This is a genomic window from Leucobacter sp. L43, assembly GCF_016597785.1.
Classification (GTDB): Bacteria; Actinomycetota; Actinomycetes; order Actinomycetales; family Microbacteriaceae; genus Leucobacter; species Leucobacter alluvii.
The window spans coordinates 17,007-40,273 of sequence record NZ_JAENJG010000003.1; the positions used below are offsets into that span (position 1 = coordinate 17,007).

At 68.5% G+C, this 23,267-nt stretch carries 24 protein-coding genes; 19 read left to right on the forward strand and 5 right to left on the reverse strand.

Going from position 1 to position 23,267, the window contains the following annotated elements; all coding sequences use genetic code 11:
- Positions 1-132 precede the first annotated feature (132 nt).
- From JE033_RS12130 to codB, 5 genes are all read left to right on the forward strand, one after another.
- The gene (locus JE033_RS12130) at positions 133-1,134 is read left to right on the forward strand and encodes a tripartite tricarboxylate transporter substrate binding protein (protein ID WP_200331969.1); all 1,002 of its coding nucleotides are present in this window, start codon (positions 133-135) and stop codon (positions 1,132-1,134) included.
- On the forward strand, positions 1,131-1,787 hold the full coding sequence (locus JE033_RS12135; RefSeq protein WP_200331971.1) for a tripartite tricarboxylate transporter TctB family protein: 657 nt from the start codon (positions 1,131-1,133) through the stop codon (positions 1,785-1,787). The genes JE033_RS12130 and JE033_RS12135 overlap by 4 nt, the downstream gene beginning before the upstream one ends.
- Before the next feature lie 2 nt (positions 1,788-1,789).
- Positions 1,790-3,328, forward strand: coding sequence for a tripartite tricarboxylate transporter permease (locus JE033_RS12140; RefSeq protein WP_200331973.1), 1,539 nt, complete (start codon positions 1,790-1,792; stop codon positions 3,326-3,328).
- 157 nt (positions 3,329-3,485) lie between these two features.
- A complete protein-coding gene (locus JE033_RS12145; RefSeq protein ID WP_090152965.1) occupies positions 3,486-3,992 on the forward strand; it encodes a nucleoside deaminase in 507 nt (168 codons plus the stop codon).
- Entirely contained in the window at positions 3,989-5,278 is a 1,290-nt protein-coding gene (gene codB / locus JE033_RS12150) for a cytosine permease (protein ID WP_200331975.1), read from the forward strand. Before JE033_RS12145 ends, codB begins: the two co-directional genes overlap by 4 nt.
- 22 nt (positions 5,279-5,300) lie before the next feature.
- On the opposite strand, the gene JE033_RS12155 is transcribed toward codB, so the two are convergent.
- Positions 5,301-6,371 (reverse strand): low specificity L-threonine aldolase, encoded by a 1,071-nt coding sequence (locus JE033_RS12155; RefSeq protein ID WP_200331977.1) that lies wholly within the window; start codon positions 6,369-6,371, stop codon positions 5,301-5,303.
- Between the two features lie 138 nt (positions 6,372-6,509).
- Between JE033_RS12155 and JE033_RS12160 the strand changes: the two genes are divergently transcribed.
- From JE033_RS12160 to JE033_RS12175, 4 genes are all read left to right on the forward strand, one after another.
- Positions 6,510-7,394, forward strand: a complete 885-nt coding sequence (locus JE033_RS12160) for an ABC transporter ATP-binding protein (protein ID WP_090152954.1) — start codon at positions 6,510-6,512, stop codon at positions 7,392-7,394.
- Positions 7,391-8,314 (forward strand): ABC transporter permease, encoded by a 924-nt coding sequence (locus JE033_RS12165; protein WP_200331979.1) that lies wholly within the window; start codon positions 7,391-7,393, stop codon positions 8,312-8,314. Before JE033_RS12160 ends, JE033_RS12165 begins: the two co-directional genes overlap by 4 nt.
- A gap of 186 nt (positions 8,315-8,500) precedes the next feature.
- Entirely contained in the window at positions 8,501-9,772 is a 1,272-nt protein-coding gene (locus JE033_RS12170) for a sensor histidine kinase (RefSeq protein ID WP_200331981.1), read from the forward strand.
- A complete protein-coding gene (locus tag JE033_RS12175; protein ID WP_090152945.1) occupies positions 9,772-10,410 on the forward strand; it encodes a response regulator transcription factor in 639 nt (212 codons plus the stop codon). The genes JE033_RS12170 and JE033_RS12175 overlap by 1 nt, the downstream gene beginning before the upstream one ends.
- 206 nt (positions 10,411-10,616) lie before the next feature.
- On the opposite strand, the gene JE033_RS12180 is transcribed toward JE033_RS12175, so the two are convergent.
- On the reverse strand, positions 10,617-11,435 hold the full coding sequence (locus JE033_RS12180; protein ID WP_200331983.1) for a siderophore-interacting protein: 819 nt from the start codon (positions 11,433-11,435) through the stop codon (positions 10,617-10,619).
- A gap of 199 nt (positions 11,436-11,634) precedes the next feature.
- Between JE033_RS12180 and JE033_RS12185 the strand changes: the two genes are divergently transcribed.
- Genes JE033_RS12185 through JE033_RS12195 form a run of 3 tightly spaced genes read left to right on the forward strand, consistent with a single transcriptional unit; the run spans position 11,635 to position 13,612 of the window.
- Positions 11,635-11,994 carry a GntR family transcriptional regulator gene (locus tag JE033_RS12185; RefSeq protein ID WP_090152940.1) on the forward strand — a complete coding sequence of 120 codons (360 nt, stop codon included), beginning with the start codon at positions 11,635-11,637 and terminating at the stop codon, positions 11,992-11,994.
- Positions 11,991-12,905, forward strand: a complete 915-nt coding sequence (locus tag JE033_RS12190; RefSeq protein ID WP_090152937.1) for an ABC transporter ATP-binding protein — start codon at positions 11,991-11,993, stop codon at positions 12,903-12,905. Before JE033_RS12185 ends, JE033_RS12190 begins: the two co-directional genes overlap by 4 nt.
- On the forward strand, positions 12,902-13,612 hold the full coding sequence (locus tag JE033_RS12195; protein ID WP_090152933.1) for a hypothetical protein: 711 nt from the start codon (positions 12,902-12,904) through the stop codon (positions 13,610-13,612). The genes JE033_RS12190 and JE033_RS12195 overlap by 4 nt, the downstream gene beginning before the upstream one ends.
- Positions 13,613-13,724: 112 nt before the next feature.
- Here the strand turns inward: JE033_RS12195 and JE033_RS12200 are convergent, their stop codons facing one another.
- Positions 13,725-15,101, reverse strand: coding sequence for a dicarboxylate/amino acid:cation symporter (locus JE033_RS12200; RefSeq protein WP_090152930.1), 1,377 nt, complete (start codon positions 15,099-15,101; stop codon positions 13,725-13,727).
- Positions 15,102-15,307: 206 nt separating this feature from the next.
- On the opposite strand from JE033_RS12200, the gene JE033_RS12205 reads away from it, so the two are divergent.
- From JE033_RS12205 to JE033_RS12225, 5 genes are all read left to right on the forward strand, one after another.
- Positions 15,308-15,796, forward strand: coding sequence for a YajQ family cyclic di-GMP-binding protein (locus tag JE033_RS12205; RefSeq protein ID WP_090153057.1), 489 nt, complete (start codon positions 15,308-15,310; stop codon positions 15,794-15,796).
- Positions 15,797-15,836: 40 nt separating this feature from the next.
- The gene (locus JE033_RS12210) at positions 15,837-16,604 is read left to right on the forward strand and encodes a hypothetical protein (protein ID WP_200331987.1); all 768 of its coding nucleotides are present in this window, start codon (positions 15,837-15,839) and stop codon (positions 16,602-16,604) included.
- Between the two features lie 39 nt (positions 16,605-16,643).
- A complete protein-coding gene (locus JE033_RS12215; protein ID WP_090152918.1) occupies positions 16,644-17,060 on the forward strand; it encodes a DUF3151 domain-containing protein in 417 nt (138 codons plus the stop codon).
- Positions 17,061-17,166: 106 nt separating this feature from the next.
- Complete coding sequence (locus JE033_RS12220; protein WP_090152914.1) at positions 17,167-18,453, forward strand: adenylosuccinate synthase; 1,287 nt, start codon at positions 17,167-17,169, stop codon at positions 18,451-18,453.
- Between the two features lie 12 nt (positions 18,454-18,465).
- Positions 18,466-18,768: a chorismate mutase gene (locus JE033_RS12225; RefSeq protein ID WP_090152909.1), complete on the forward strand. Its 303-nt coding sequence runs from the start codon at positions 18,466-18,468 to the stop codon at positions 18,766-18,768.
- 74 nt (positions 18,769-18,842) lie between these two features.
- Here JE033_RS12225 and fdhA read toward each other — a convergent pair whose 3' ends face one another.
- The gene (fdhA, locus tag JE033_RS12230) at positions 18,843-20,054 is read right to left on the reverse strand and encodes a formaldehyde dehydrogenase, glutathione-independent (protein ID WP_200331989.1); all 1,212 of its coding nucleotides are present in this window, start codon (positions 20,052-20,054) and stop codon (positions 18,843-18,845) included.
- Between the two features lie 213 nt (positions 20,055-20,267).
- On the opposite strand from fdhA, the gene JE033_RS12235 reads away from it, so the two are divergent.
- Positions 20,268-21,200, forward strand: coding sequence for a helix-turn-helix domain-containing protein (locus JE033_RS12235; protein WP_200331991.1), 933 nt, complete (start codon positions 20,268-20,270; stop codon positions 21,198-21,200).
- Positions 21,201-21,254: 54 nt separating this feature from the next.
- On the forward strand, positions 21,255-22,304 hold the full coding sequence (locus JE033_RS12240; protein WP_200331993.1) for an Rv2578c family radical SAM protein: 1,050 nt from the start codon (positions 21,255-21,257) through the stop codon (positions 22,302-22,304).
- Here the strand turns inward: JE033_RS12240 and JE033_RS12245 are convergent.
- Positions 22,301-23,248 (reverse strand): 3-methyladenine DNA glycosylase, encoded by a 948-nt coding sequence (locus tag JE033_RS12245; RefSeq protein ID WP_200331995.1) that lies wholly within the window; start codon positions 23,246-23,248, stop codon positions 22,301-22,303. The genes JE033_RS12240 and JE033_RS12245 overlap by 4 nt on opposite strands.
- Between the last annotated feature and the right edge of the window lie 19 nt (positions 23,249-23,267).

Here is a 23,267-nt window from a genome sequence, read left to right on the forward strand (position 1 = left end):
CCCCGGATCGCGCCGCCGCGATCACCGTGAGCATTTATGAGCACAAATCGCGTGGAGCGGGCGCGCACGGGAAATGGTTGACATCTTATAGGCGTCAGTGCGGCACAACGGCGTCCGCACGAAGGAGTGAACATGACAGATACACCGCAACGAAACGTGCGCCGCACGGTGCTGCGCGTCATCGGCGGCGCGATCGCCGCGTGCGCCGTCGGCGTGGCCGCATTCGGATCGATCAGCTCCGCGTCGGCCGGCAGCGACATCCACTCGTCATTGACCATCGTCGCCCCGGCCGCAGCGGGTGGCGGCTGGGACACGGTCGCGCGTGAGATGCAGCATGCGCAGCGTGCGAACGGCCTGAGCACCAATGTGCAGGTCGTCAACATGCCGGGAGCCGGGGGCACGATCGCCCTGGGCAACCTGTCGACGCTCGAGGGGGAGGCGAACACGATGCTGGTGGGAGGCACCGGGCTGCTCGCCGCCACCATCCAGTACGGCTCGGATGCGACGCTCGACGACGTCACCTCCCTCGCCGTCGTGTTCGAGGAGTACGACGTCATCGTCGTGCCGGCCGACTCGCCCTATGAGACTCTGGACGACCTCGTCGAGGCCTGGCGCGACGACCCGAAATCGATTCCGTGGACGGGAGGCGGCTCGTTCGATCAGCTCGTCGTCACCGATCTCGCGCTCGCCGCGGGGATCGAGCCCACCGAGACGACGTACATCTCCTCGGACGGCGGCGGCGAGGCCGTCGCCGCGCTGCTGAACGGCACGGCCCAGGCCGCAACCGGGGGCTACCCCGACAACATCGACCAAATCGAGTCGGGCAGGCTTCGGGCGCTCGCGATCGTCGCCGAGGAGCCCATCGAGGGAATCGACATCCCGACGGCGCGCGAGCAGGGCTACGACATCACGCTCGCGAACTGGCGCATGCTCGCGGCACCGGCGGGGCTCACCGAGGAAGAGACCTCCGGGCTCAGCGAACTCGTCGCTGACACGCTGGCGACGCCCGAGTGGGCAGCCGCCGTCGAGCGCTACCACTGGACCGAACAGGTGATCACCGGCGACGATCCGATCCCGTTCCTCGCGGAGGAACGGGATCGGATCGCTCGCCTGTATGAGGAGATGGGGCAATGACGCCGACCAGCAACCCGACCGCGATGTCCGCGGTCGTCGGCGAGGAGATTCGCTTCTCGACCGGGAGCCCGCGCACGACCGCCCGGCTCAAGCATCTGATCATGCCGGTGCTGCTGCTGGCATTCGCCGCCTATCTCGGCTTCGGCATGCTCACCATGCGCGTTCCCGAGGGCACCGCATTCCCCGGCCCGCGCTTCTTCCCAGCGATCATCGCCGGCGGGCTCGTGCTCTTCGCGATCCTGCTCATTCTCGCCGCGGCGAGGCAGCTTCGCGCCGACAGCGCCGCACGTACGGCTGCGACTCGCCAGGTCGATGACTTCGAACTGCTCAGCTCGGAGCACGACGCGCTGGCGGAGCGCGACGGAGCGACGGGCGATGGAGCTGCGCGTGATGGAGCGCGCGCGGTCAAGATCGACTGGCGGTCCCTCGCCTGGGTGATCGGATCGTTCGCCGCGTTCGCCCTCCTGCTCGACGTGCTCGGGTGGGTCATCGCGGCCGGCCTGCTCTTCTGGTGCGTCGCACGCGGCTTCGGCTCTCAGAAGCCGATCGCGAGTCTCGTGACGGGCTTCACCGTGAGCTCGCTCGCCTACATCGCGTTCGACATGGCGCTCGGCATGTCGCTGCCCTCAGGCATTCTGGGCGGGGGGTTCTGACCATGGAATCACTCCAGCTCCTGATAGAGGGCTTCGCCGGAGCCCTCACCTGGCAGAACCTCGTCTGGGTGCTCGTCGGCTGCCTCCTCGGCACCGCCGTCGGCGTCATGCCGGGCCTCGGCTCGTCGATGGCGGTGGCGCTGCTGCTGCCGGTCACGTTCTCGCTCGAGCCCACGGCCGCCTTCATCATGTTTGCCGGCGTCTACTTCGGCGGGCTCTTCGGGGACTCGACGATGGGCATTCTCATGAACACGCCGGGCCAGGCCTCGGCGATCGCCTCGACGTTCGAGGGCCACAAGATGGCGTTGAACGGCAAGGCCGCGCAGGCGCTCGCGACCGCTGCGATCGGCGCCTTCGTCGGCGGGTTCATCGCGTCGATCCTCGTCGTGTTCCTCGCGCCGGCGCTCGCCGACTTCTCCTCGAGCTTCGGCCCCGCCGAGTTCTTCGCGCTCGCGGTCTTCGCGTTCGTCGCAACCTCCTCGGTGGTCACCGATAACGCGGTGAAGGGACTCGCAGCGCTCTTCATCGGTCTGGGCATCGCGGTGATCGGGATCGACGGCGCCTCTGGCGCACCGCGCTTCACCCTCGACTCGCCGTTCCTGTTCGACGGCATCTCGCTGGTCACCGTCACCGTCGCGGTGCTCGCGCTCGGCGAGGTCATCTACGTCGCATGCCTCGAACGGCACATGAACGACAAGGCGATCATCAAGCCGAAGGGGCGCCCGTGGCTGTCGAAGGCGGAGTTCCGCGAGGCGATGCCGGCGTGGCTGCGCGGCACCGTCATCGGCGTCCCGTTCGGCGTGGTGCCGGCCGGCGGCTCGGAGATCCCGACCTTTCTCGCCTACGGTCTCGAGAAGCGGCTCGACGCGCGTCGCAAGACGCCCCGCTTCGGCTCCGGTGCGATCCGCGGTCTCGCCGCCCCCGAGGCTGCCGGCAACTCGACGACGGGCATGGCGATGGGCGCCCTGCTCGCACTCGGTCTCCCGATCTCGGCGACCGCCGCGATCATGCTCGCCGCCTTCCGCCAGTACGGCCTGCAGCCGGGCCCGCTGCTCTTCGAGCGCGCCCCGGACCTGGTGTGGGTGCTGCTCGCGAGTTTCTTCATCGCGATGATCGTGCTGCTCATCCTGAACCTGCCGTTCGCGATGCTGTGGGCGAAGCTGCTGCTGATCCCGCGGCCGTACCTGTATGCCGGAATCACGGTCTTCTGCGCCCTCGGAATCTATGCCACGTCGGGCTCGATCTTCGACCTGTTCCTGTTGCTCGGCATCGGATTCGTCGGATTCCTGATGCGGGCGCTCGACTTCCCGATCGCACCGCTGATCATCGGCATGGTGCTCGGGCCGCTCGCGGAGACGAGCCTGCGCGACGCCGCGATGAGCGCGAACGGCGATTTCTCGGTGCTGGTGAGCGGGCCGATCACGATGGCGCTGTACGGACTGCTGCTGCTCGTGCTCGTCTTCGCGGTGCGGGGGCGGATCGTCGGTCGGCGCCGCGCGAAGGCGGCCGAGGCGGCCGATCGGCAGTCGGTCGGGGCCTAGGCGCTCGGGCGCGGTCTCCGTGAGAGGTCCGGCTTCGGTGGGACGCTCGGACGACGAGTCGTCCCACCGAAGCCGGACCTCTCACCGAACACGTGGCGCCGGGTCAGGAACGCCGCGAGGAACGCCGCAGCGCTCGCACGGCGATACGATTGCAGTCATGCCGATCTCCGCTCAAGACCGAACGTATCTCGACCTCGCCATCGAACAGGCGCAGCTGGGCTGGGACGAAGGCGGGGTGCCCATCGGCGCCGCCCTCGTGCGCCACGGCGCCGACGGACCCGAGGTGCTCGCCGTCGGTCGAAACCGACGCGTGCAGATGGGAAGCGTGATCCGCCACGGCGAGACCGACTGCCTCGAGAGCGCCGGTCGCCTCCCGGCGAGCGTCTACCGGGAGTGCACCCTCTACACGACGCTCTCGCCGTGCACCATGTGCGCCGGCACGGCGATCCTGTATGAGATCCCGCGCATCGTCATCGGCGAGCACCGCAGCTTCGAAGCCTCCGAGGCCTGGCTCGCGAGCAACGGCACGGAACTCGTGATCGCCGACGACGCGACCTGCATCGACCTGATGGATCGCATGATGCGCGAACGCCCCGAGATCTGGGCCGAAGACATCGGCATCGAGACCGACGAGCTCGCCGGCGGCGCCCGGGTCGGCGAGTGAGCGCAGCACCCGAGACCGAGACGGTCATCGACCGGGACTACCCGGTCACCCCCGTGCCGCAGCACGCACGCAAGGGATTCTTCTCGCTCATGGTGGTGCTGCTCGGCTTCACCATCTTCACACCGACCATGCTCGCGGGCGCCGCGCTCGGGCAGTCGTTCGCGCTGAACGATCTGCTCGTCGTCATCCTGCTCGGCTCCGCCGTGCTCGGCGCATACGTCGCGGTGCTCGGATGGATCGGTGCGCGCACCGGACTCACCACGGTGGTGATGGCCCGGTACACGCTCGGCAGCCGCGGCTCGAAGCTCGCATCGATCCTGCTCGGAGGCACGCAGATCGGCTGGTACGGCGTCGTGATCGGCACGATCGGCGAGCTCACCGCGCAGGCGTTCGGGTGGGAGAGCTTCGCCGCGAAAGCCGCGGTCATGGTGGTGGTGAGCGCGCTCATGTGCGCGACCGCCGTCTACGGGTACCGCGGCATGTACTGGGTATCGCTGATCTCGACTCCGCTGATCCTCATCCTCGCGTTCTGGGTGATGTTCCGGTCGCTCGAAGAGGTGGGCGGCTGGGCCGGTCTCGCCGCCGTGCAGCCGGATGCGTCGATGTCGATGCCGATCGCGGTCGCCGTCACCACGGTCGTCGGAACGTTCGTCTCCGCTGGCACGCAGGCGCCCAACTGGACGCGCTTCGGGCGCACGGGCCGCCAGGCGGTGCTCGCCTGCGTCATCGGATTCTTGATCGGCAACGGGCTGATGATCTTCTTCGGCGCGGTCGGCGCGATCACGTTCGGCGAAGGCGACTTCGTGCTCGTGCTCTTCAACCTCGGCCTCGTCGGCTGGGGGCTCTTCCTGCTCTTCGGCAACCTCTGGAAGTCGAATGCCGACGCGGCGTACTCATTCGGCGTCGCCGGTGCCGAGCTCTTCGAGAAGCCCAGCAAGACCCGGTTCGTGATCATCGGCTCGATCATCGGCACCGTGCTCGCGCTCTTCGGCGTCAACGAGCACCTGCCCCAGTACCTCGGGCTGCTCGGCACATTCATCCCGCCCCTCGGCGGCGTCATCATCGGCGATTACCTCGCACGGTGGCGGCGCACCCAGATGCCAGAGGGGGAGGCGCTGCCGCGCGCGAACTGGGTCAACCTGGGCGTCTACGCGATCTCGTGCGCGCTCGCCTGGTTCGCCGGCGAATTCGGGATCGGGATTCCTCCGATCATCGGCGTCGTCGCAGCCCTGGTGCTGTCATTCGCCCTGGCGCGGCTGTCGCCCCGGCGGCCGTTCGCGGGCTGAAGCCGTTCGCGGGCTGAGCGGGTCAGCCGGCGAGCGCGGTCAGCAGTGCGTCGACGTCCGCCTCAGTCGTGTCGAACGCGCACATCAGGCGGTAGAGCCCGGGCTGCGTCGGCCACGCGCCGAACGCGAACGCGGACTGGGCCCGCGTTGCGGCCTCTGCGGGCAGCTCGACGAATACGGCGTTGGACTCGACGGGGTGGGCGATCCTGACCCCGGGCACGGTTTCTTCGAGGGCGCGCACGCCCGACGCCAGGCGCTGCGCGAGTTCGTTCGCACGCGTTGCGGAGCGCAGCCACAGGTCGCCCTCGTACAGTGCAACGAGCTGCGCTGAGATGAAGCGCATCTTCGAGGCGAGCTGCAGGTCGATCTTGCGCAGATAGCGGATCCCGTCAGCAGCTTCCGGCCGCAGCACGACGACGGCCTCCGCACCCAACAGGCCGTTCTTCGTGCCGCCCAGGCTCAGCAGGTCGACGCCGACGTCGGTGGTGAGCTCGCGCAGCGACGCGCCGAGGTGCGCTGCCGCATTGCCGAGCCGGGATCCGTCGACGTGCAGCACCAAGCCGAGTTCGTGCGCCTGATCCGCGAGGGCGCGGATCTCATCGGGGGTGTAGGCCGTGCCGAGCTCGGTCACTTGCGAGATCGACACCGCGCCCGCCTGAGACCGGTGCTCGCTGCCGAAGCCCCACGCCTCGCGAGCCACGAGTTCGGGGGTGAGCTTGCCGTCGGGCGTCTCGATGCCGAAGAGCTTGAGACCGCCGGTCTTCTCCGGGGCACCCGCCTCGTCGGTATTGATGTGCGCGGTGCGCGCGCAGATGACGGCGCCCCAGCGGGGGAGTGCGGCCTGCAGCGCGAGCACGTTCGCGCCGGTGCCGTTGAAGACGGGAAACGCCTCCGCCTCGACGCCGAACAGCTCCCGAGCCACCTCTTGGAAGCGGGCCGTGACCGGGTCGCCGCCGTACGCGGGGACGTGGCCCGTGTTCGCGAGCGCGAGCGCCTCGATCACCTCTGGATGCGCGCCCGACCAGCTGTCGGAGGCGAACGCGCGGGAGACTGGCGCGGTGGCTGCTTCTGGCGATGCGGCGTGCTGGCTCATCGCTCCAGCCTACGCTCGGCGAGCCCGCAGCGGGAGCGCGGACCCCACGCGGAACCCGGCGCGGGTCCTCCGATCGGTGGACATCAGGTCGCCCATCCGGTCGTTCCCGTCAGCCGCCGCGACGGGCAGTCTGGAAACATGAACAGCACACTCAGCTCCGCAGCCGTTTCGGTGCGCGGGCTCACGAAGCAGTACGGATCGCGACGGGTGCTCGACGGCGTCGACCTCGACATCGCCCGAGGCGAGACGTATGCGCTGCTCGGGCCGAACGGCGCGGGTAAGAGCACGGCCATCGAGGTACTCGAAGGCGTGCGACGAGCGACGAGCGGCGACATCTCGGTGCTCGGCGAGCACCCCCTCTCGGCGCCGCGCGCGTGGAAGTCGAGGATCGGCATCGTGGCGCAGTCGACCGGGGACGCCGGCCCCTACACCCCGCGCGAGCTGATCGCGCACTTCGCGACGCTCTACCCGAACCCTCGCGGCGTCGACGAGGTGCTCGATCTCGTCGGGCTCACGGAGCAGGCGAAGACGCGGGCGACGAAGCTCTCGGGCGGACAGCAGCGGCGGCTCGATGTCGCACTCGGCATCATCGGGCGGCCGGAGCTCGTCTTCCTCGACGAGCCGACCACCGGTTTCGATCCCGAAGCGAGGCGTCACTTCTGGGCGATGCTCGACGGCCTGACGGGTGAGGGCGCTGCGGTGCTGCTCACCACCCACTATCTCGACGAGGCGGAGTACCTGGCCGATCGCGTTGGCGTGCTCTCCGGCGGCAGGATCGTCGCTGAGGCGACGCCCGAATTGCTCGGCGGCGCCGAGGCTCGCACCCCGGTGGTCAGCTGGCGCGACGCCGCGGGGGTGCGTCACGAGGAGCGCACCGCTGTGCCCGGTGTGGTCGTCGAACGGTTGATGCACGAGGCGCGAGAGATCGGCATCCCGACCGGGCCGGCCGAGCTCGAAGTGCGACGCCCGGCACTCGAAGACATCTATTTGAACCTGATCGGCGCGAACGGAGCGGAACGATGACGACGAACGATGCGAAACGGGGGGCGGGTCCCGCTCAGGTGGCAGGGCCAGCGCGAGCGGCAGGAACGGACGACTCGGGGCCCCACTCGAACGGCGTCGCACCCCGGCTCCCCGGGATCCTCCGCTCGGGGTGGAACAACATCGGATTCGAGTTGCGCGGTTACTTCCGCACGCCCGATGCCGTCTTCTTCACGTTCCTCTTCCCGCTCGTGATGCTGGGAATCTTCGGGGTCGCCTTTCAGACGTCCGGCGAGGTCGGTGCGCGTGCAGACGGCACCGGGGGCGTGACGATGGCCGCCTACTACCTCCCCGGCATGGCCGCTGCAGGATTGCTCCTCATCGGAGTGCAGAATCTCGCCACCGATATCGCCCGCGAGCGGAGCGACGGATGGTTGCGGCGCTTGGGCGGCACTCCGCTGTCGCCGGTGAGCTATTTCATCGGCAAGATCGGCATGATCCTCGTGACCGCCCTTGCTCAGCTGCTGCTGCTCATCGCGTTCGCCGTGCTCGCCTTCCAGGTGGAGCTTCCGACGGAGCCGGAGCTGTGGGGGCGATTGGCCTGGCTGTTCGGGCTCGGGATCATCGCGATGGCCCTCCTCGGCGTCGCGCTCTCGGCGCTGCCCCGCTCGTCGCGCAGTGCGACGGCGGTGATCCTGCCGGTGGTGCTGCTGCTGCAGTTCATCTCGGGCGTGTACCTGCAGTTCTCGATGCTGCCGGAGTGGTTGCAGCAGGTGGCGAGCCTGTTCCCGTTGAAGTGGTTGGCGCAGGGGATGCGCTCGGTGTTCCTGCCCAATCATTTCCAGTTGCAGGAGCTCGGGGAGTCGTGGGATCTCGGTCTCGTCGCCCTGAACCTGGCGGCCTGGCTCGCAGCGGGCCTCGCGCTCAGCCTCCTCACGTTCAGATGGCAGCGGCGGTCATAGGCGAATGCGTGAGCATTCGCGACCGCCGCTGGTGCCGCCCACGGCGGCAGCCCACGGAGCGGAGCGCGGGGTGAGCGGCGGTCATAGGCGAATGCGTGAGCATTCGCGACCGCCGCTGGTGCCGCCCACGGCGGCAGCCCACGGAGCGGAGCGCGGGGTGAGCGGCGGTCATGAGAGAGTGATGCCATGAGTCAGCTGGAGACACCGGGGATCGCGTCGGGGCGCTTTCCGCTGCGCTGGTGGGATGCCGGCGTCGTGGTCACCCTCGTCGCGATGGGCATCGTCGGCGGTCGCGAGCTGCAGTTCGACGGTGCGCCCGCGGCGCCGGATCGGGTGGCCTGGACCTTCGCGCCGCTGGCGGCGCTCGCGATCTGGTATCTCGCGGTCGGGCGGCGCGTGATGCTTCGAGCCGTGCGCGATCTGCCTGCGACCGCTGCCGATGCGCTCTTCCTGGTCGGGCTGGTGCTGCTGGTGGGGGTTGCGACGTTCGGGGTGACCTCGTACGCCACGCTCCAGACCATCGGGTATCCGCTGGTCTGGACGGTCGCGCGCCGCTATCGAGAAGCGGTCGCGTGGAGTGCGGCACTCGCGGTGGCGGTGTGCATCGGTTTCGTCGGCCCGGGTGATCCCTTCGGTCGCGCCGGCGGCTTCTGGGGTGCGTTCGCCGTCTCGGCCCTCTCGCTCGTCTTCGCGCTGGTCATGGGAACGTGGATCACGGGCATTCACGCGCAGGGGGAGCGTCACCGCGAACTCGCGGAGGCGCTGCGGCGCTCGCAGCACGAAGTGGCCGCGCTCTCGGAGGCCGCCGGTGCCTCTGCCGAGCGGGAGCGGATCTCGCGCGACCTGCACGATACGCTCACGCAGACGCTCACCGGTCTCGTGATGCTGAGCGAGCAGGTGGATCGCGCGCTCGCCGCAGGTGATGCCGCTGCCGCGCGGGATCGGCTCGAACGGGTGCGCTCAGCGGCCCGAGAGTCGTTGCAGGAGGCGAGGGTGCTGGTTGCGACGACCCAACCGCTCGGCGACGGCGGCCTGGAGGCATCGATCGAGCGGACGGTGACCCGCCTCAGGGAGGATACGGGGCTGCTGGTGACGTGCGAGCTCGAGTCGTTGCAGCTGGACCGCGAGCGGCAGGTGATGCTGCTGCGGGCGACTCAGGAGGGCCTGGCGAATGCGCGCAAGCACGCGCAGGCGACGAGGATCTCGGTGATGCTGGTGCGCGGTGATGACGGATCCGTCGTCCTCCGAGTCGATGACGACGGGGTGGGGCCGGAAGCCGCGGGCGGCGGGGCCTCTGTCGGCGGGTACGGCCTGTCGGGCCTTGCCGACCGCATCCGAGGAGTGGGGGGTGAGGTGCGGTTCGGCGAGGGGCCGAGGTGCGGTGCGCGCCTGGAGGTGCGACTGCCGGCGAGCGTTGCGGCGGCCGCGCCCGGTCACGAGCGAGAAGGGGTTCGTTGATGGTGCGCATTCTGGTCGTGGACGATCACCCGATCGTGCGTGCTGGTATCGCGGGTCTGCTCGCGACCGAGCCTGATTTCGAGGTGGTCGGCGAGGCGGCTTCCGGGGAAGCCGCACTCGACCTGGTGTCGGCCGCGCGCCCGGACGTCGTGCTCATGGATCTCCGGATGCCGGGAATGGGCGGCGTCGAGGCCACCCGTCGACTCACCCGCCTCACGGCGTCGCCTCCGCGCGTGCTCGTCTTCACGACGTACGAGGAGGATGATCAGATCCTCGCCGCCATCGAGGCCGGGGCGAACGGGTATCTCGTCAAGGCTGCGCCCGCTGACGAGCTGGCGGCCGGTGTGCGCGCGGTTGCCGCCGGGCAGACCGTGCTCGCGCCGTCGATCGCCGCGCAGCTGGTCGCTCGGGCTCACGCCGGCCCTGAGGATCGCGCGGAGCGGGGCCCGCGGCTCACTCCTCGGGAGGTCGAGATCCTGCGGTTGGTCGGGGACGGGATGAGCAACCCGGAGATCGCGGGGCGGCTGTTCATCGGCGAGTCGACGGTGAAGACTCACCTGCTGCGAGCGTTCGAGAAGCTGGGCGTGTCGGATCGCACGCGAGCGGTGACGCGCGCGATGGAGTGCGGGATACTGTAGCGCTGCGCTGCGCTGCGCCTGTGGATAACTACACGGGTGTGATTCACATTGTGGATGGTCGATGCTTCGGCGGAATCACGGCGTTCTTGAGGGTGGGTGCGCGCTTCCCCGAGTGGCTCTCGGGATGGTTGTACACAGGACTGTAGCGGTACTGTGGAGAATTACACCGTTGTCATTCGAGGCCAGGATCGGTCCGTTCCAGAGCTCTATCGGTGCCGCCAGTATCCGCAGAAATCGACCGCCTGCTTGGCGACGCCGCACTCGTTGACGAGGTGACGGCGGCCGCCGGTTGCGAGCTGCTGCTCGCCTGCGACGAACGCCGAGACGGGGCCAGCCGTGGCCGATGCCGGGAGCTCGCGAAGCGCATCGAGGGCCGCGGATCCGGGGTGAGCGCCCGGCTCGCGAACGATCCACTGCACGTCGACGCCGCTCGGGGCCTCGGCCGGTTGGCGATCCGCAGCGTTGGGCACCTCGATGATCGCGTGGCCCGTGCTCTCCGGTCCGATGTCGCGCAGGATGCCGAGCACCGCGGGGAGCGCGCTCTCGTCGCCCGCCAGCACGACGCGATCGGCGTCCTCGACCGCGCGGTATCCGCATCCCTGATCGATCAGTGCCACCCGGTCGCCGATGGGCAGCGACGTCGCCCAGGGCCCGGCGACGCCCGCGTGCGCCGGATCGTCCGATTCGTGCGCGACGAAGTCGATGTCCATCTCGTTCGTCTCGGGTCGGAACGCCCGCACGGTGTAGTTGCGGATCTCGGGCCGCGTCGCCTTCGGCAGGGCCAGGTACTTCAGGTACCCGCGAGTATCGAATCGATCGGACATGCGATCGAATCGGGTCGCTTCGCCGGCAACGGGCATGGCGAGTCTGAACCACTGATCGAAGCCGAGGTGACGCCAGCGTGAGAAGTCGTCGCCGCCGACGGTGAGGCGCACGAAGCCGGGGGATATGCGATCGGCGCGCAGCACCTCGGCCGTGACGAGACCGGTCTCCGCGTGGGCGACGACGATGTTGCTGGAGGGCATGGCGGATCCTTCGGTTCGCGGGAGTCGGCGGCATGACGCGGCCGGAGCACCCCAACGGTAGTTCATCAGATGAATGCTCCGCAAGTGCTCGTTGACAGACTCGGCGGCGGTATGTAGGTTCATTAGTGAAGTAACTAACCAAGGAAGCTGCGAGGCGAATCCGTCCGAGTCAGCGACCCCGACTGAAACGAGGTGAGGAGTGTTCGATGACAACCGTCCGATCTTCCTCCAGCTCGCCGACCGCCTCGCAGACGACATCCTGCGCGGCACGTACGACGAGGACGAGCAGGTTCCCTCGACGAACGAGCTCGCCGCGCACATGCGCATCAACCCCGCGACGGCGGGCAAAGGGCTCAGCCTGCTCGTCGATCAGGGGATCCTCTACAAGAAACGCGGCATCGGCATGTTCGTCGCCGCAGGCGCGAGGGCGCGTATCGCTCAGGAGCGTCAGCACGGCCTCACCGAACGATTCGTGCGGCCGCTGCTCCATGAAGCCGCCGCCCTCGGCCTCACCCACTCCGATGTCATCCGGCTCATCGAACAGGAAGCGGAACAATGACCCAGATCGCTATTGAGACGCACGGGCTCACGCGGCGCTACCGCGGCGCCACCGCGCTCGACGACGTCACCGTGCAGGTGCACGCGAACACCATCACCGGGCTGCTCGGCCGCAACGGCGCGGGCAAGACCACCCTCATGTCGCTGATCACGGCGCAGGATCGGCCGAGCTCTGGCTCGGTCAAGGTCGGCGGCCACGATCCCTTCGAGCGCGCCGAGACCATCGAGCAGATGTGCTTCGTGCGCGATAACCAGCGATACCCCGACGACTACACCCTGAAACTCGCTACCCGAGCAGCACGATTCTCGTTCCCGAACTGGAATCAGGAGGTCGCGGATCGCCTCATCGACGCGTTCCGCATCCCGTCCAAGCCGATCATCAAGAAGTACTCGCGCGGACAGATGTCGGCGCTCGGCATCGTGCTCGGACTCGCCTCCCGGGCGCCCATCACCTTCTTCGACGAGCCCTACCTGGGTCTCGACGCGACGGCGCGGGCGATCTTCTACGACGAGCTGCTGCGCGATTACGCGGAGCGCCCTCGCACGGTCGTGCTCTCCACCCATCTCATCGATGAGATGGACCGGCTGCTCGAGCGCGTGATCGTGATCGACCAGGGGCGCATCGTGCGGCACGAAGACGTCGATGCGATGCGCGGGAGCGCCTTCCAGGTCGCGGGCAAGGCGAGCGAGGTCGACGGCTTCCTCTCAGGACTGCCGGTGCTGTCGCGCCGACGCGTCGGCGGCCTCGCAACAGCGGTCGTCAACACGCCGATGACGGCGCAGCATCGAGCCGAGGCCGGCGGGCTCGAACTCGCCCCTGTATCACTGCAAGATCTCGTCGCCGCCTACGGCCTCGGCGACACCGTCGCGGACGACGGGGCGGACACGCATATGGAACGGAGCGCAGCATGAACCGCATCATCAATGTGACTCGCCTGCACATGAACAAGATCGGGAGCTTCGTCTCAGTTCCGATCGTCATCCTCGCACTGGTCATGGTGATCTCGATCGTCATCGCGCTCGCCATCCAGCGCGCCACGGGAGGTGCTGGCGGTGCCGAGTACGTCGACGGAGCGCGGCAGAACGGCGGCGTCGTCTGGTCGCTGCCCGGATTCCTCGTCTACTACGGCGTGCAGGCCGTGGCGACGACCTATCCCTTCGCGCTGACCCTCGGAACCACGCGCCGCAACTTCATCCTCGGCACGATGCTCTCGAACGTGCTGCAGGCCGCGTACATCGCGCTCCTGCTGGTGCTGCTGCTCGGCATCGAACTCGCCACGGACCACTGGTTCATGTCGGTGTACGTGCTCGACGTGTATCTGCTCGGCGCCGGCGACCCGTGGGTGCTCGCCGTCACCGGCTTTCTCGGAGTGCTCTTCTGCCTCACGATCGGCGGCTTCTTCGGTGCGATCTGGGTGCGATTCGGGGCGAAGGGCCCGGCGATCGTGGGATCGGCCATCGGGCTCGTGCTCGCGATTCTCCTCCTGGTGTTCGCACCGCAACTGCCGGAGATCGTGATGGGCATCACCCGGGCAGACATCGCTCTGGGGGCGATCGTCACGATCGTGCTGGCGCTCGTCGTCACCTGGTTCGCGATGCGGCGCGCAGCGGTGCGATAGCGGCCGCGCATCTCCTGCCGTACGACGCCGAGCGGGCGCCGGTCGGGTTCGAATCGGAACCCGACCGGCGCCCGTCTCCGATGCTCAGCGCACGTTTCGGGAGGGCCGAGTGTCAGCCCCGGCGCAGCGTCGCTTCGCGCTCGTCTCGCGACGCCTCCTCCGACGCGCGGTGCTCCTCGACGTCGGTGTTGTCGAATGCGAGCCCCTGACGTGGCGCGTTGTACAGATCGAGGTCGATGATTCCCTCGCGCTTCGCGACGATCGCGGGAACGAGCGCCTGACCGGCGACGTTCACGGCCGTGCGACCCATGTCGATGATGGGGTCGACTGCGAGAAGCAGCCCGACGCCCTCGAGCGGAAGCCCGAGCGTCGACAGCGTGAGCGTCAGCATCACGGTCGCGCCCGTCGTGCCCGCGGTCGCCGCGGAGCCGACTACCGAGACGATGACGATGAGCAGGTACTGCACGATCGTGAGGTCGATGCCGAAGAACTGCGCGATGAAGATCGCCGCGACTGCCGGGTAGATCGCGGCGCACCCGTCCATCTTGGTCGTCGCTCCGAGCGGCACGGCGAAGGAGGCGTAGCCGCGCGGCACGCCGAGGTTGCGCTCGGTGACGCGCTGGGTGAGCGGCAGTGTGCCGATGGACGAGCGGCTCACGAAGCCGAGCTGCACGGCCGGCCACACTCCTGAGAAGTACTGCTTCACGGAGAGGCCGTGCGACTTCACGAGAATCGGGTAGACCACGAAGAGCACCAGCGCGAGTCCGAGGTACAGCACCGCGACGAACCACGTGAGCGTGCCCATCTGGTTCCACCCGTACTCGGCGACGGCGTTGCCGATGAGGCCGATCGTGCCGATCGGGGCGAGGCGGATGATCCACCACAGGATCTTCTGGATGATCGCGAGCGCTGATTCCGTGAGCACGATGAACGGTTCGGCCTTCTCGCCGATCTTGAGCGCTGCGATGCCCACGGCGGCCGAGATCACGATGACCTGCAGCACATTGAAGCTCGGACTCGCAGAGAGCGCGCCGCTGCCGGCATCGACGCTGCCGGAAACGCCGAGCCCGAGGAAGTTGGCGGGGACGAGGCCGGTGAGGAAGTTCCACCAGGTGCCGACCGAACCGGGCTCTTCGGGGGTCAGCGCGGTCTGCGATGCGGTCGAGCCGGGTTGCAGCGTGACGCCGAGCACGATGCCGATGGTCACCGCGATCAGCGCGGTGATGGCGAACCAGAGTAGAGTCTGGCCCGCGAGGCGAGCCGCATTCGTCACCTTGCGCAACCCGACGATGCTCGAGACGATCGCCGTGAAGACGAGCGGGATCACTGCCGCGCGCAGCAGCGAGACGTAACTGTCGCCGATGGTCGCCAGCGTGGCGTGCAAGCCGTTGGGGTTGTCCTCGGCGTCGGGGCCGAGCGACATGGCGACGCCGCCGAGCACGAGGCCGATGACGAGGGCGGCGAGGATCTGCCACCCGAACGACGTCATCCAGCGGGGGAGGCGGCGAGCCCGATGCGGGGCGGCCTGAGTTGCAGACACGGTGAGGAGTCCTTTCGAGTGCGGTGCGGCGTGCGGAACCCAGACAGCTTAGCAAATCATTCGTTCAGCGAATACGTGTCATCACTTTTTGTAGCTCCCCGTGCGACCCGGATCGGGAGGGGGTGGCGGCGCTGCCCCTCGGGTACGCTGGGGGCATGGCTGATTCTTCGTTTGACGTGGTGAGCAAGATCGACTCGATGGAGGTCGAGAACGCGGTGAACCAGGCGCGCAAGGAGGTCGAGCAGCGCTACGACTTCAAGGGCGTCGGCGCCGACGTCTCGCTCTCCGGTGAGAAGGTGCAGATCAAGGCGAACACGGAAGAGCGCGCGAACGCCGTGCTCGACGTGCTGCACTCGAAGTTCATCAAGCGCGGGCTCTCGTTGAAGGCGCTCGACACCGGTGAGCCCTACGCCAGCGGCAAGGAGTACCGCATCGACGCGCAGCTGAAGGAAGGCATCGATCAGGCCACCGCGAAGAAGCTCAACAAGCTGATCCGCGACGAGGGCCCGAAGGGCGTGAAGTCCCAGATCCAGGGCGACGAGTTGCGCGTCTCCTCCAAGAGCCGCGATGACCTGCAGGCGACGATGGCGCTGCTCAAGGGCGCTGACATCGACGTCGCTCTGCAGTTCGTGAATTACCGCTGACCACTCGCGTCAACGGAGCGGTCGGCGCTACGGTGAGCGCATGCGAACGATCCTCACCTGCGCTGCCGCGGTGCTGTGCAGTGCGATCCTGCTGACCGGGTGCGCGACCGAGCCCTCGACTGCGCCCGGAGCGACGAGCACTCCGTCGACGTCCGATCCCTCCGCCACTCCGACCGAGACATCGGAACCGGCGCCGACTCCGGAGCCCACCACGCCGCCGGAGCCCACCCCGGAGCCGTGGGATCGCGCAGGTGACGCGGCCGGTCCCGTGAGCTTCGAGCTGCCCACCGGGTGGTCGTTGGTGCGCCTGCCCTCCGCCTATGACGAGATGGGGTTCTTCCAAGCGCAGATCGTGGACCCGGACGGTGCTGCACAGCTCTACTTCTCGAACCGGGTCACCGGGCTGGGCGGTGCATGCACTCCGGAAATGGCCACCCTGCACATCGAGGAGCTCGACGCGGAGCCGGTCGAGATCGCGGGGTTCGTGCCCGAACCCACCGATGAGGCAGGCGCGCCGACCACGGACGCGCGGTTCGTGTACCGGGTCTCGAACCTCGGAGACGGCGCCGTGGCCAGCCTGTCGCTCGCGAACTTCACCCCGCGCGACAGCTGCATGTATTACAACCGGCTGCTCGGCGGCACGGGGGCGACGCCGTCGAATTCCGTTGTCGCCGCCGACTGGATGCAGGTCGACAGCACCTCGAGCGGGCGCGTATTCGCGAGTCGAGCGGAAGCCGAAGCCTTCATGCAGTCGGAAGAGTACGCGACGCTCAAGCGCATCCTCATGTCGATGCGGCTGCAGGCGTGAACCGGCGTCTCCTCGGAGCCGCATCGCTACACTGACAGGATGATCGGCGCGAATCTGCTCGAACCAGAACCCACTCTCCTGGCTGCCGACACCGCGGTGTCGCAGGCGCTCGACTCGGAGCGCGACCTCGACGCCGTCGTGCGCGAGCACCCGGAGTCGCCGCTCGTCTGGGCGCTGCTCGCCGACGCAGCCGACGCCGAGGGGCGCGAGATCGAGGCGTACGCCTTCGCGCGCGTCGGCTATCACCGGGGCCTCGACGCGCTGCGCAAGGCCGGATGGCGCGGGGCGGGCCCCGTCCCGTGGTCGCACGAGCCCAATCGCGGGGTATTGCGCGCACTGTACGCGCTGCGACGCGCGGCCGAGCGCATCGGCGAGACGAGCGAGGTCGAGCGGCTCACGGAGTTCCTCGACGGCGCCGACCCGGCGGCGATCGCCGCGATCGAACGGGAGCGCTGACCGTTCCGCCCCGGCGATCCGTCGCCGGACGGCGGGCTCCGCCGGGAGACGGCGGCCCTTCGCTAGACTGGGCCGGTACGTGCCGTTGCCGAAGGAAGGGGCTGAAATGCCCGCAGTGCTCATCACCGGTGCCCAGTGGGGCGACGAGGGGAAGGGTCGGGCCACCGACCTCCTCGGCAGCCGCGTCGACTACGTCGTCAAGTTCAACGGCGGCAACAACGCCGGCCACACCGTCGTCGTCGGGGCGGAGAAGTACGCGCTCCACCTGCTCCCGTCAGGGATTCTGACCCCCGGCGTGACCCCGGTGATCTCGAACGGCGTCGTCGTCGACCTCGAAGTGCTCCGCGGTGAACTCGAAGCGCTCGGCGGCCGCGGCGTCGATGTCTCGCGGCTCAAGGTCAGCGCGAACGCCCACGTCATCACGGCGTACCACCGCACGCTCGACAAGGTGACGGAGCGCTTCCTCGGAAAGCGTCAGATCGGCACGACGGGTCGCGGCATCGGTCCCGCGTACGCCGACAAGATCAACCGCGTCGGCATCCGCATCCAAGACATCTTCGACGAGGGCATTCTGCGGCAGAAGGTCGAGGCCGCGCTCGAGTTCAAGAACCAGGTGCTCGTCAAGATCTACAACCGCCGCGCCATCTCCGCCGACGAGGTCGTCGAAGACCTGCTCAGCTATCGCGAGATGCTCGAGCCGATGGTGTGCGACACGGCGCTGCTGCTGCACGAGGCGATGCAGGACGACAAGACGGTGCTGTTCGAAGCCGGACAGGCGACCATGCTCGACATCGACCACGGCACCTACCCGTTCGTCACCTCCTCGAATGCGACGGCCGGCGGCGCGAGCACCGGTTCGGGGCTGCCGCCGCACGCGCTCGACCGCGTGATCTCCGTCGTCAAGGCGTACACCACGCGCGTGGGCGCCGGACCCTTCCCGACCGAACTGTTCGACGAGTCCGGCGACTACCTGCGCAAGCAGGGGTTTGAGTTCGGCACCACCACTGGGCGGCCGCGCCGCTGCGGCTGGTACGACGCGCCCATGGCTCGCTATGCCGCACGCATCAACGGCGTCACCGACTTCGTGCTGACGAAGCTCGACGTGCTCTCCGGCCTCAAGACGATCCCGGTCTGCGTGGCCTACGACGTCAACGGCGTGCGGCACGACGAGATGCCGGTGAACCAGAGCGACTTCCACCACGCGAAGCCCGTGTACGAGGAGTTCCCGGGCTGGAACGAGGACATCTCGGGCGCCCGTCGCTTCGAGGATCTGCCGAAGAACGCCCAGGACTACATCATCGCGCTCGAGGGCATGAGCGGATCGCGCATCTCGGCCGTCGGCGTCGGCCCCGAGCGCGAGCAGGTCGTGGTGCTGCACGACCTCCTCGGATAGGCGGAGGACCGCGTGAGCGAGCCGACCCCCCTCGAACGCCTCGAACGGCTGCGATCGAGCATCGACAACATCGATGCGGCGCTGGTGCACATGCTCGCCGAACGATTCCGCTGCACGCAGGAGGTCGGGCAGTTGAAGGCGGAGCACGACATGCCGGCCGCCGATCCCTCGCGGGAATCGCGTCAGATCGACCGACTCAAAGGGCTCGCCGTCGACGCGCACCTCGACCCGGAGTTCGCCGAGAAGTGGTTCAACTTCGTCGTCGCCGAGGTGATTCAGCACCACACGCAGATCGCCGACGAGCACAACGCGTAAGTCGGCCCCGACGCAGTGATGCGCGGTGCACGTCGATGAGAACGTGCACCGCGCATCACTGACGCCGCTCGGGGCTACGACACCATGCCGTGCGGATCGATCACGAACTTCTGCGCGGCGCCCGCGTCGAACTGGGCATAGCCCTCGGCAGCCTGATCGAGGCTGATGGTCGTCGCTCCGACCGCCTGGGCGATGTGCGCGCGGTCGGCGAGGATCAAGTTCATCAACTGCCGGTTGTACTTCTTCACCGGGCACTGGCCCGTCACGAGGCGGTGCGACTTCGCCCAGCCGAGGCCGAGGCGCACGCCGATCTGCCCGTGCTTCGCCGCCTCGTCGACGGCTCCGGGGTCGCCCGTGACGTAGAGCCCCGGAATGCCGAGCGATGCGCCGGCCCTGGCGACGCTCATGACGTCGTTGAGCACAGTCGCCGGAGCCTCTGCCGCATCATGACCGTGCCCTCGCGCCTCGAACCCGACGGCGTCGACGGCGGCGTCCACCTCGGGCTCGCCCACGATGTCGGCGATGATGTCGGCGAGTGCGTCGCCCTTCGAGAGGTCTGCCGCGGCGCAGCCGAAGCTCTCGGCCTGCCGCAGGCGGTCGGCGTTCATGTCGCCGACGATGACCGTCGCGGCGCCGAGCAGTTGCGCGGAGTACGCCGCTGCGAGGCCGACCGGCCCGGCACCCGCCACGTAGACGGTCGATCCGGTGGTGACGCCAGCCGAGACCGCGCCGTGGTACCCGGTCGGGAAGATGTCGGAGAGCATCGTGAGGTCGAGGATCTTCTCCAGAGCCTCATCGCGGTCGGGGAACTTCAGAAGATTGAAGTCGGCGTAAGGGATCATGACGTACTCGGCCTGACCGCCGAGCCAGCCGCCCATGTCGACGTACCCGTAGGCTGCGCCCGCACGCGCGGGGTTCACGTTCAGGCAGATCCCGGTCTGGCCCTCGTTGCACATGCGACAGCGGCCGCAGGCGATGTTGAACGGCACGGAGCAGATGTCGCCGACGCTGTGGAAGAGCACGTCGTCGCCGACCTCGACGACCTCGCCCGTGATCTCGTGCCCGAGCGTCTGGCCGACGGGCGCCGTGGTGCGGCCGCGCACCATGTGCTGATCGCTCCCGCAGATGTTGGTCGTGACGAGCTTGAGAATCACGGCGTGCGGGGCGGATCGCTTGATCCCGAGCCCCTCAGCGACTTCTTGCGGCAGCTCCAGCGTCGGGTAGTCGAAGTTCTCGACCGCCACTTCGCCCGGGCCCTTGTAGACGACGATCCTGTTGCCTGACATGGAGACTCCATTCTGACGAGGCGCTGCGTTGCGCCGCTGCGTACCGTGTAGCATCACCGGTAACACCACGGTATGGCACCGAATGCCCGTCGGCATGTGCCGCCTCTGCAGGAGCATTGGCAGTATCTGCGCGAGTGAGCGGCGCTGATCGGGTGCGTGATGGCGGATTGCAGCAAAGCAGTGTCGAAGCGCCGGGGGATGCCAATGGAGCCGATGAGCGTGCACGGGATCGAAGCGTGGCAGCGTCTGGCCAGTCGCATGTTCGTCCCGCTCCGCTGCCGTGCGGATGGGTCCCGTTTCTCGGCCCGGATCGCCCAGCGCCGCATCTCTCCGTCGATGTGGGTGAGTCGCGTGGCGTTCGACGCGCACGAGGCCGAGCGTCCGCGCGCCCTCGTCGACGCCGACGCCACCGATCACCTGCTCGTGATGATGCAGCTGCGCGGATCCTGGACGCTGACGCAGCGCGGCCGCGGCGCGCGGCTCGGCGCCGGTGCGCTGGCGTTCGTCGATGCCGGGGAGCCGTATCGCATGTCGGTGCCGACGCAGGGGCAGGATCTCATCGTGCTGCAGCTGACCCGGGAGTCGCTGGGGCTTTCCGACCGCGCGATCGGCAGTTCGGTCGCGCGGTTGATGGAGTCTTCGGTACCGGGCCAGGCGGCGCTGCGCGCGCTGCTGTTCAGCCTGCAATCGCGGCAGCTCTCGCTCGACGCCCACTCGGGGGCGGGTATCGCGCGGGCCGTGAGCGACACGCTCGCTGTCGTGATGCGAGCCCTCGCGCAGGAGGGGGCGCCCGATGAGGATCGCCGGGCGCGCCTCGCGGTGCTGCAGCGCTGGCTGCGAGAGCACTGCGGTGATCCCGGTGTCACCGTCGACCGCCTGGCGGCGCATCACTTCCTCTCGGTGCGTCAGGTGCACGCGCTCTTCGCCGAAGCGGAGGACTCGCCGGCGGCGTACCTGCGGCGCGTTCGCTTGAGTCGTGCGACGGAGCTGCTCGATGAGCGGGTTCGCAGCGGCATGACGGTGCGCGCGATCGCCGGAGAATCGGGGTACTCCGACTCCGCGACGTTCATCCGGGCGTTCACGCGCAGCTACGGCTGCTCGCCGACGCAGTGGCGCCGCGGCGTGGCGGGCGAGTCGCACAAATAGCCATCGGCTGGCGATTCACTTGCAATCCATTCGAACATATGTTCGAATACTCGCATGAGGTGGAGTGGGCAATCGGTTGCGGCACCCGAGGATGGGGCGCTGGCCGGTCTGTCGATGTCTCAGGTGGCCGCAGTCCCCGGGCACCTCCGCACCGTGCGATCACCGGAATACGCTGGCATGGCGTTCCACGAAGTGCTCGCGAAGAGCGCGCTGAATCGTGTGCCGGGCGAATCGTCGATGCCGTTCTCCTGGACCATCAACCCGTACCGGGGGTGCTCGCACGCGTGCGTGTACTGCTTCGCCCGCGGCTCGCATCGGTATCTCGATTTCGACACCGGCAAAGACTTCGACGCGCAGATCGTCGTGAAGGTGAACGTGGCCGAGGTGCTGGGCCGCGAGCTGGCGAGGCCCGGATGGGGGCGCGAGTGCGTCGCGCTCGGCACCAACACCGACCCGTACCAGCGGGCCGAGGGGCGGTACCGTCTCATGCCCGGCATCATCTCGGCGCTCGCCGCGAGTGGCACGCCCATGTCGATCCTGACGAAGGGCACGTTGCTTCGGCGGGACCTGCCGATGCTGGTCGACGCCAGTGAACGGGTGCCCGTCGAGCTGGCGATGTCGATCGCCGTCGGCGACCACGAACTGCAGCAGTCGATCGAGCCGGGCACTCCGACCACTCGCGCGCGGCTCGACACAATCGCGGCCGCCCGGGACGCGGGCCTCGCGGCCGACGTCTTCATCATGCCCGTGCTCCCCGGTCTGACGGATGGACCGGACGAGCTCGAGCGCTTGATCAGAGACATTCGCGATGCCGGGGCGCGATCCGTCGTCTACGGAGCACTGCACTTGAGATCGCACGTGAAGCCGTGGTTTCTCGAATGGCTCGAACGGGAGCACCGTGAGCTGCTGCCGCTCTACCGATCGTTGTACCCGGGCGCATCGAGCCGGGCGCCGCAGGCGTACCGCGTGGAACTCGCCGCACGCATCAGGCCGCTCATCTCGAGATACGGCCTCGAGCGCACGGGCACTTCGCGCACGCGCACGCTCGCGCAGAACGCGGCGGCGGAGGCGACCCCCGGCGTGCCCGCGCCCACACTCTTCTAACGCTGCGCATCGGGCGCGGCGGCGGCGCGAGCCGCCGCGATCGCGTCGAGCACGCGTCGACGCAGCGCATCGCCGCGTTCGGCGAAGCCGCGCTGGAGGTGCGCGTACTCGCGCTTCCCAGCTGCGGTTTCGATCGCCACCGCGGCGAGCGGCCGTCCGTCGATGCCCGCGTACGCGCTCACATCGTAGGGGGAGGCTCGCATGTCGACTTCGCGTATATCGCGGGCCAGCACGAAGGCGTCGAGCAGGACCTCGCCGGGGACGATGGGCCCGAGCTTCGCCGTCCACTTGTACACGTCCATGCCGGCGTGCAGGCAGCCTGACTGCTCGGTCTCCGGCTGCGTCTCGCGCGTCGGGCGCATCGTGTTGAGCGGCGCCGCATCGGGGGTGAAGAAGCGGTACGCGTCGAAATGGGAGCACCCGATCGGGTGCGTCTCGACGACGTGGTCGGTCGCCGCGTGCCCGATGCGGAGGGGGAGCGAGGTGTGGCGCAGTTGCTCTGGCGACATGCGGTAGACCATCGCCCACTCGTGCAAGCCGAAGCATCCGAAGCGCGGCGGCCGGGAGAGCGTCTCGCTCAGCAGCCGCTCCACGTAATCGACCGTGCCGCCGCGGCGCGCGAAGAACGCACCCACATCAACCTCGGCAGCGCTGACGCGACGGTCGGCGTTGCCAGCACTGATCGGATCCGTGCCGACCGCGCGGTAGTACTTCCACGTGGCGCGATCGTGCGCCTCAGCGAGCCGCACCCCGGCGCCGGGATGCCACTTCGCGAGCTCGGACGGCTTCACGGAGTAGTAGGTCCAGAGGAAATCCTCGACCGGGTGACGCTCGTGCCGGAGCCGGCGGTCGAGGTGTGCGGCGGTGAGTGCGCGGGCCCGGCTCGCATGGGATGCCGCACGTGCACACCACTCGGATGACGCGAGAACAACGGGAGCCGGCACCCAGCGAGTGTAGCGCTCG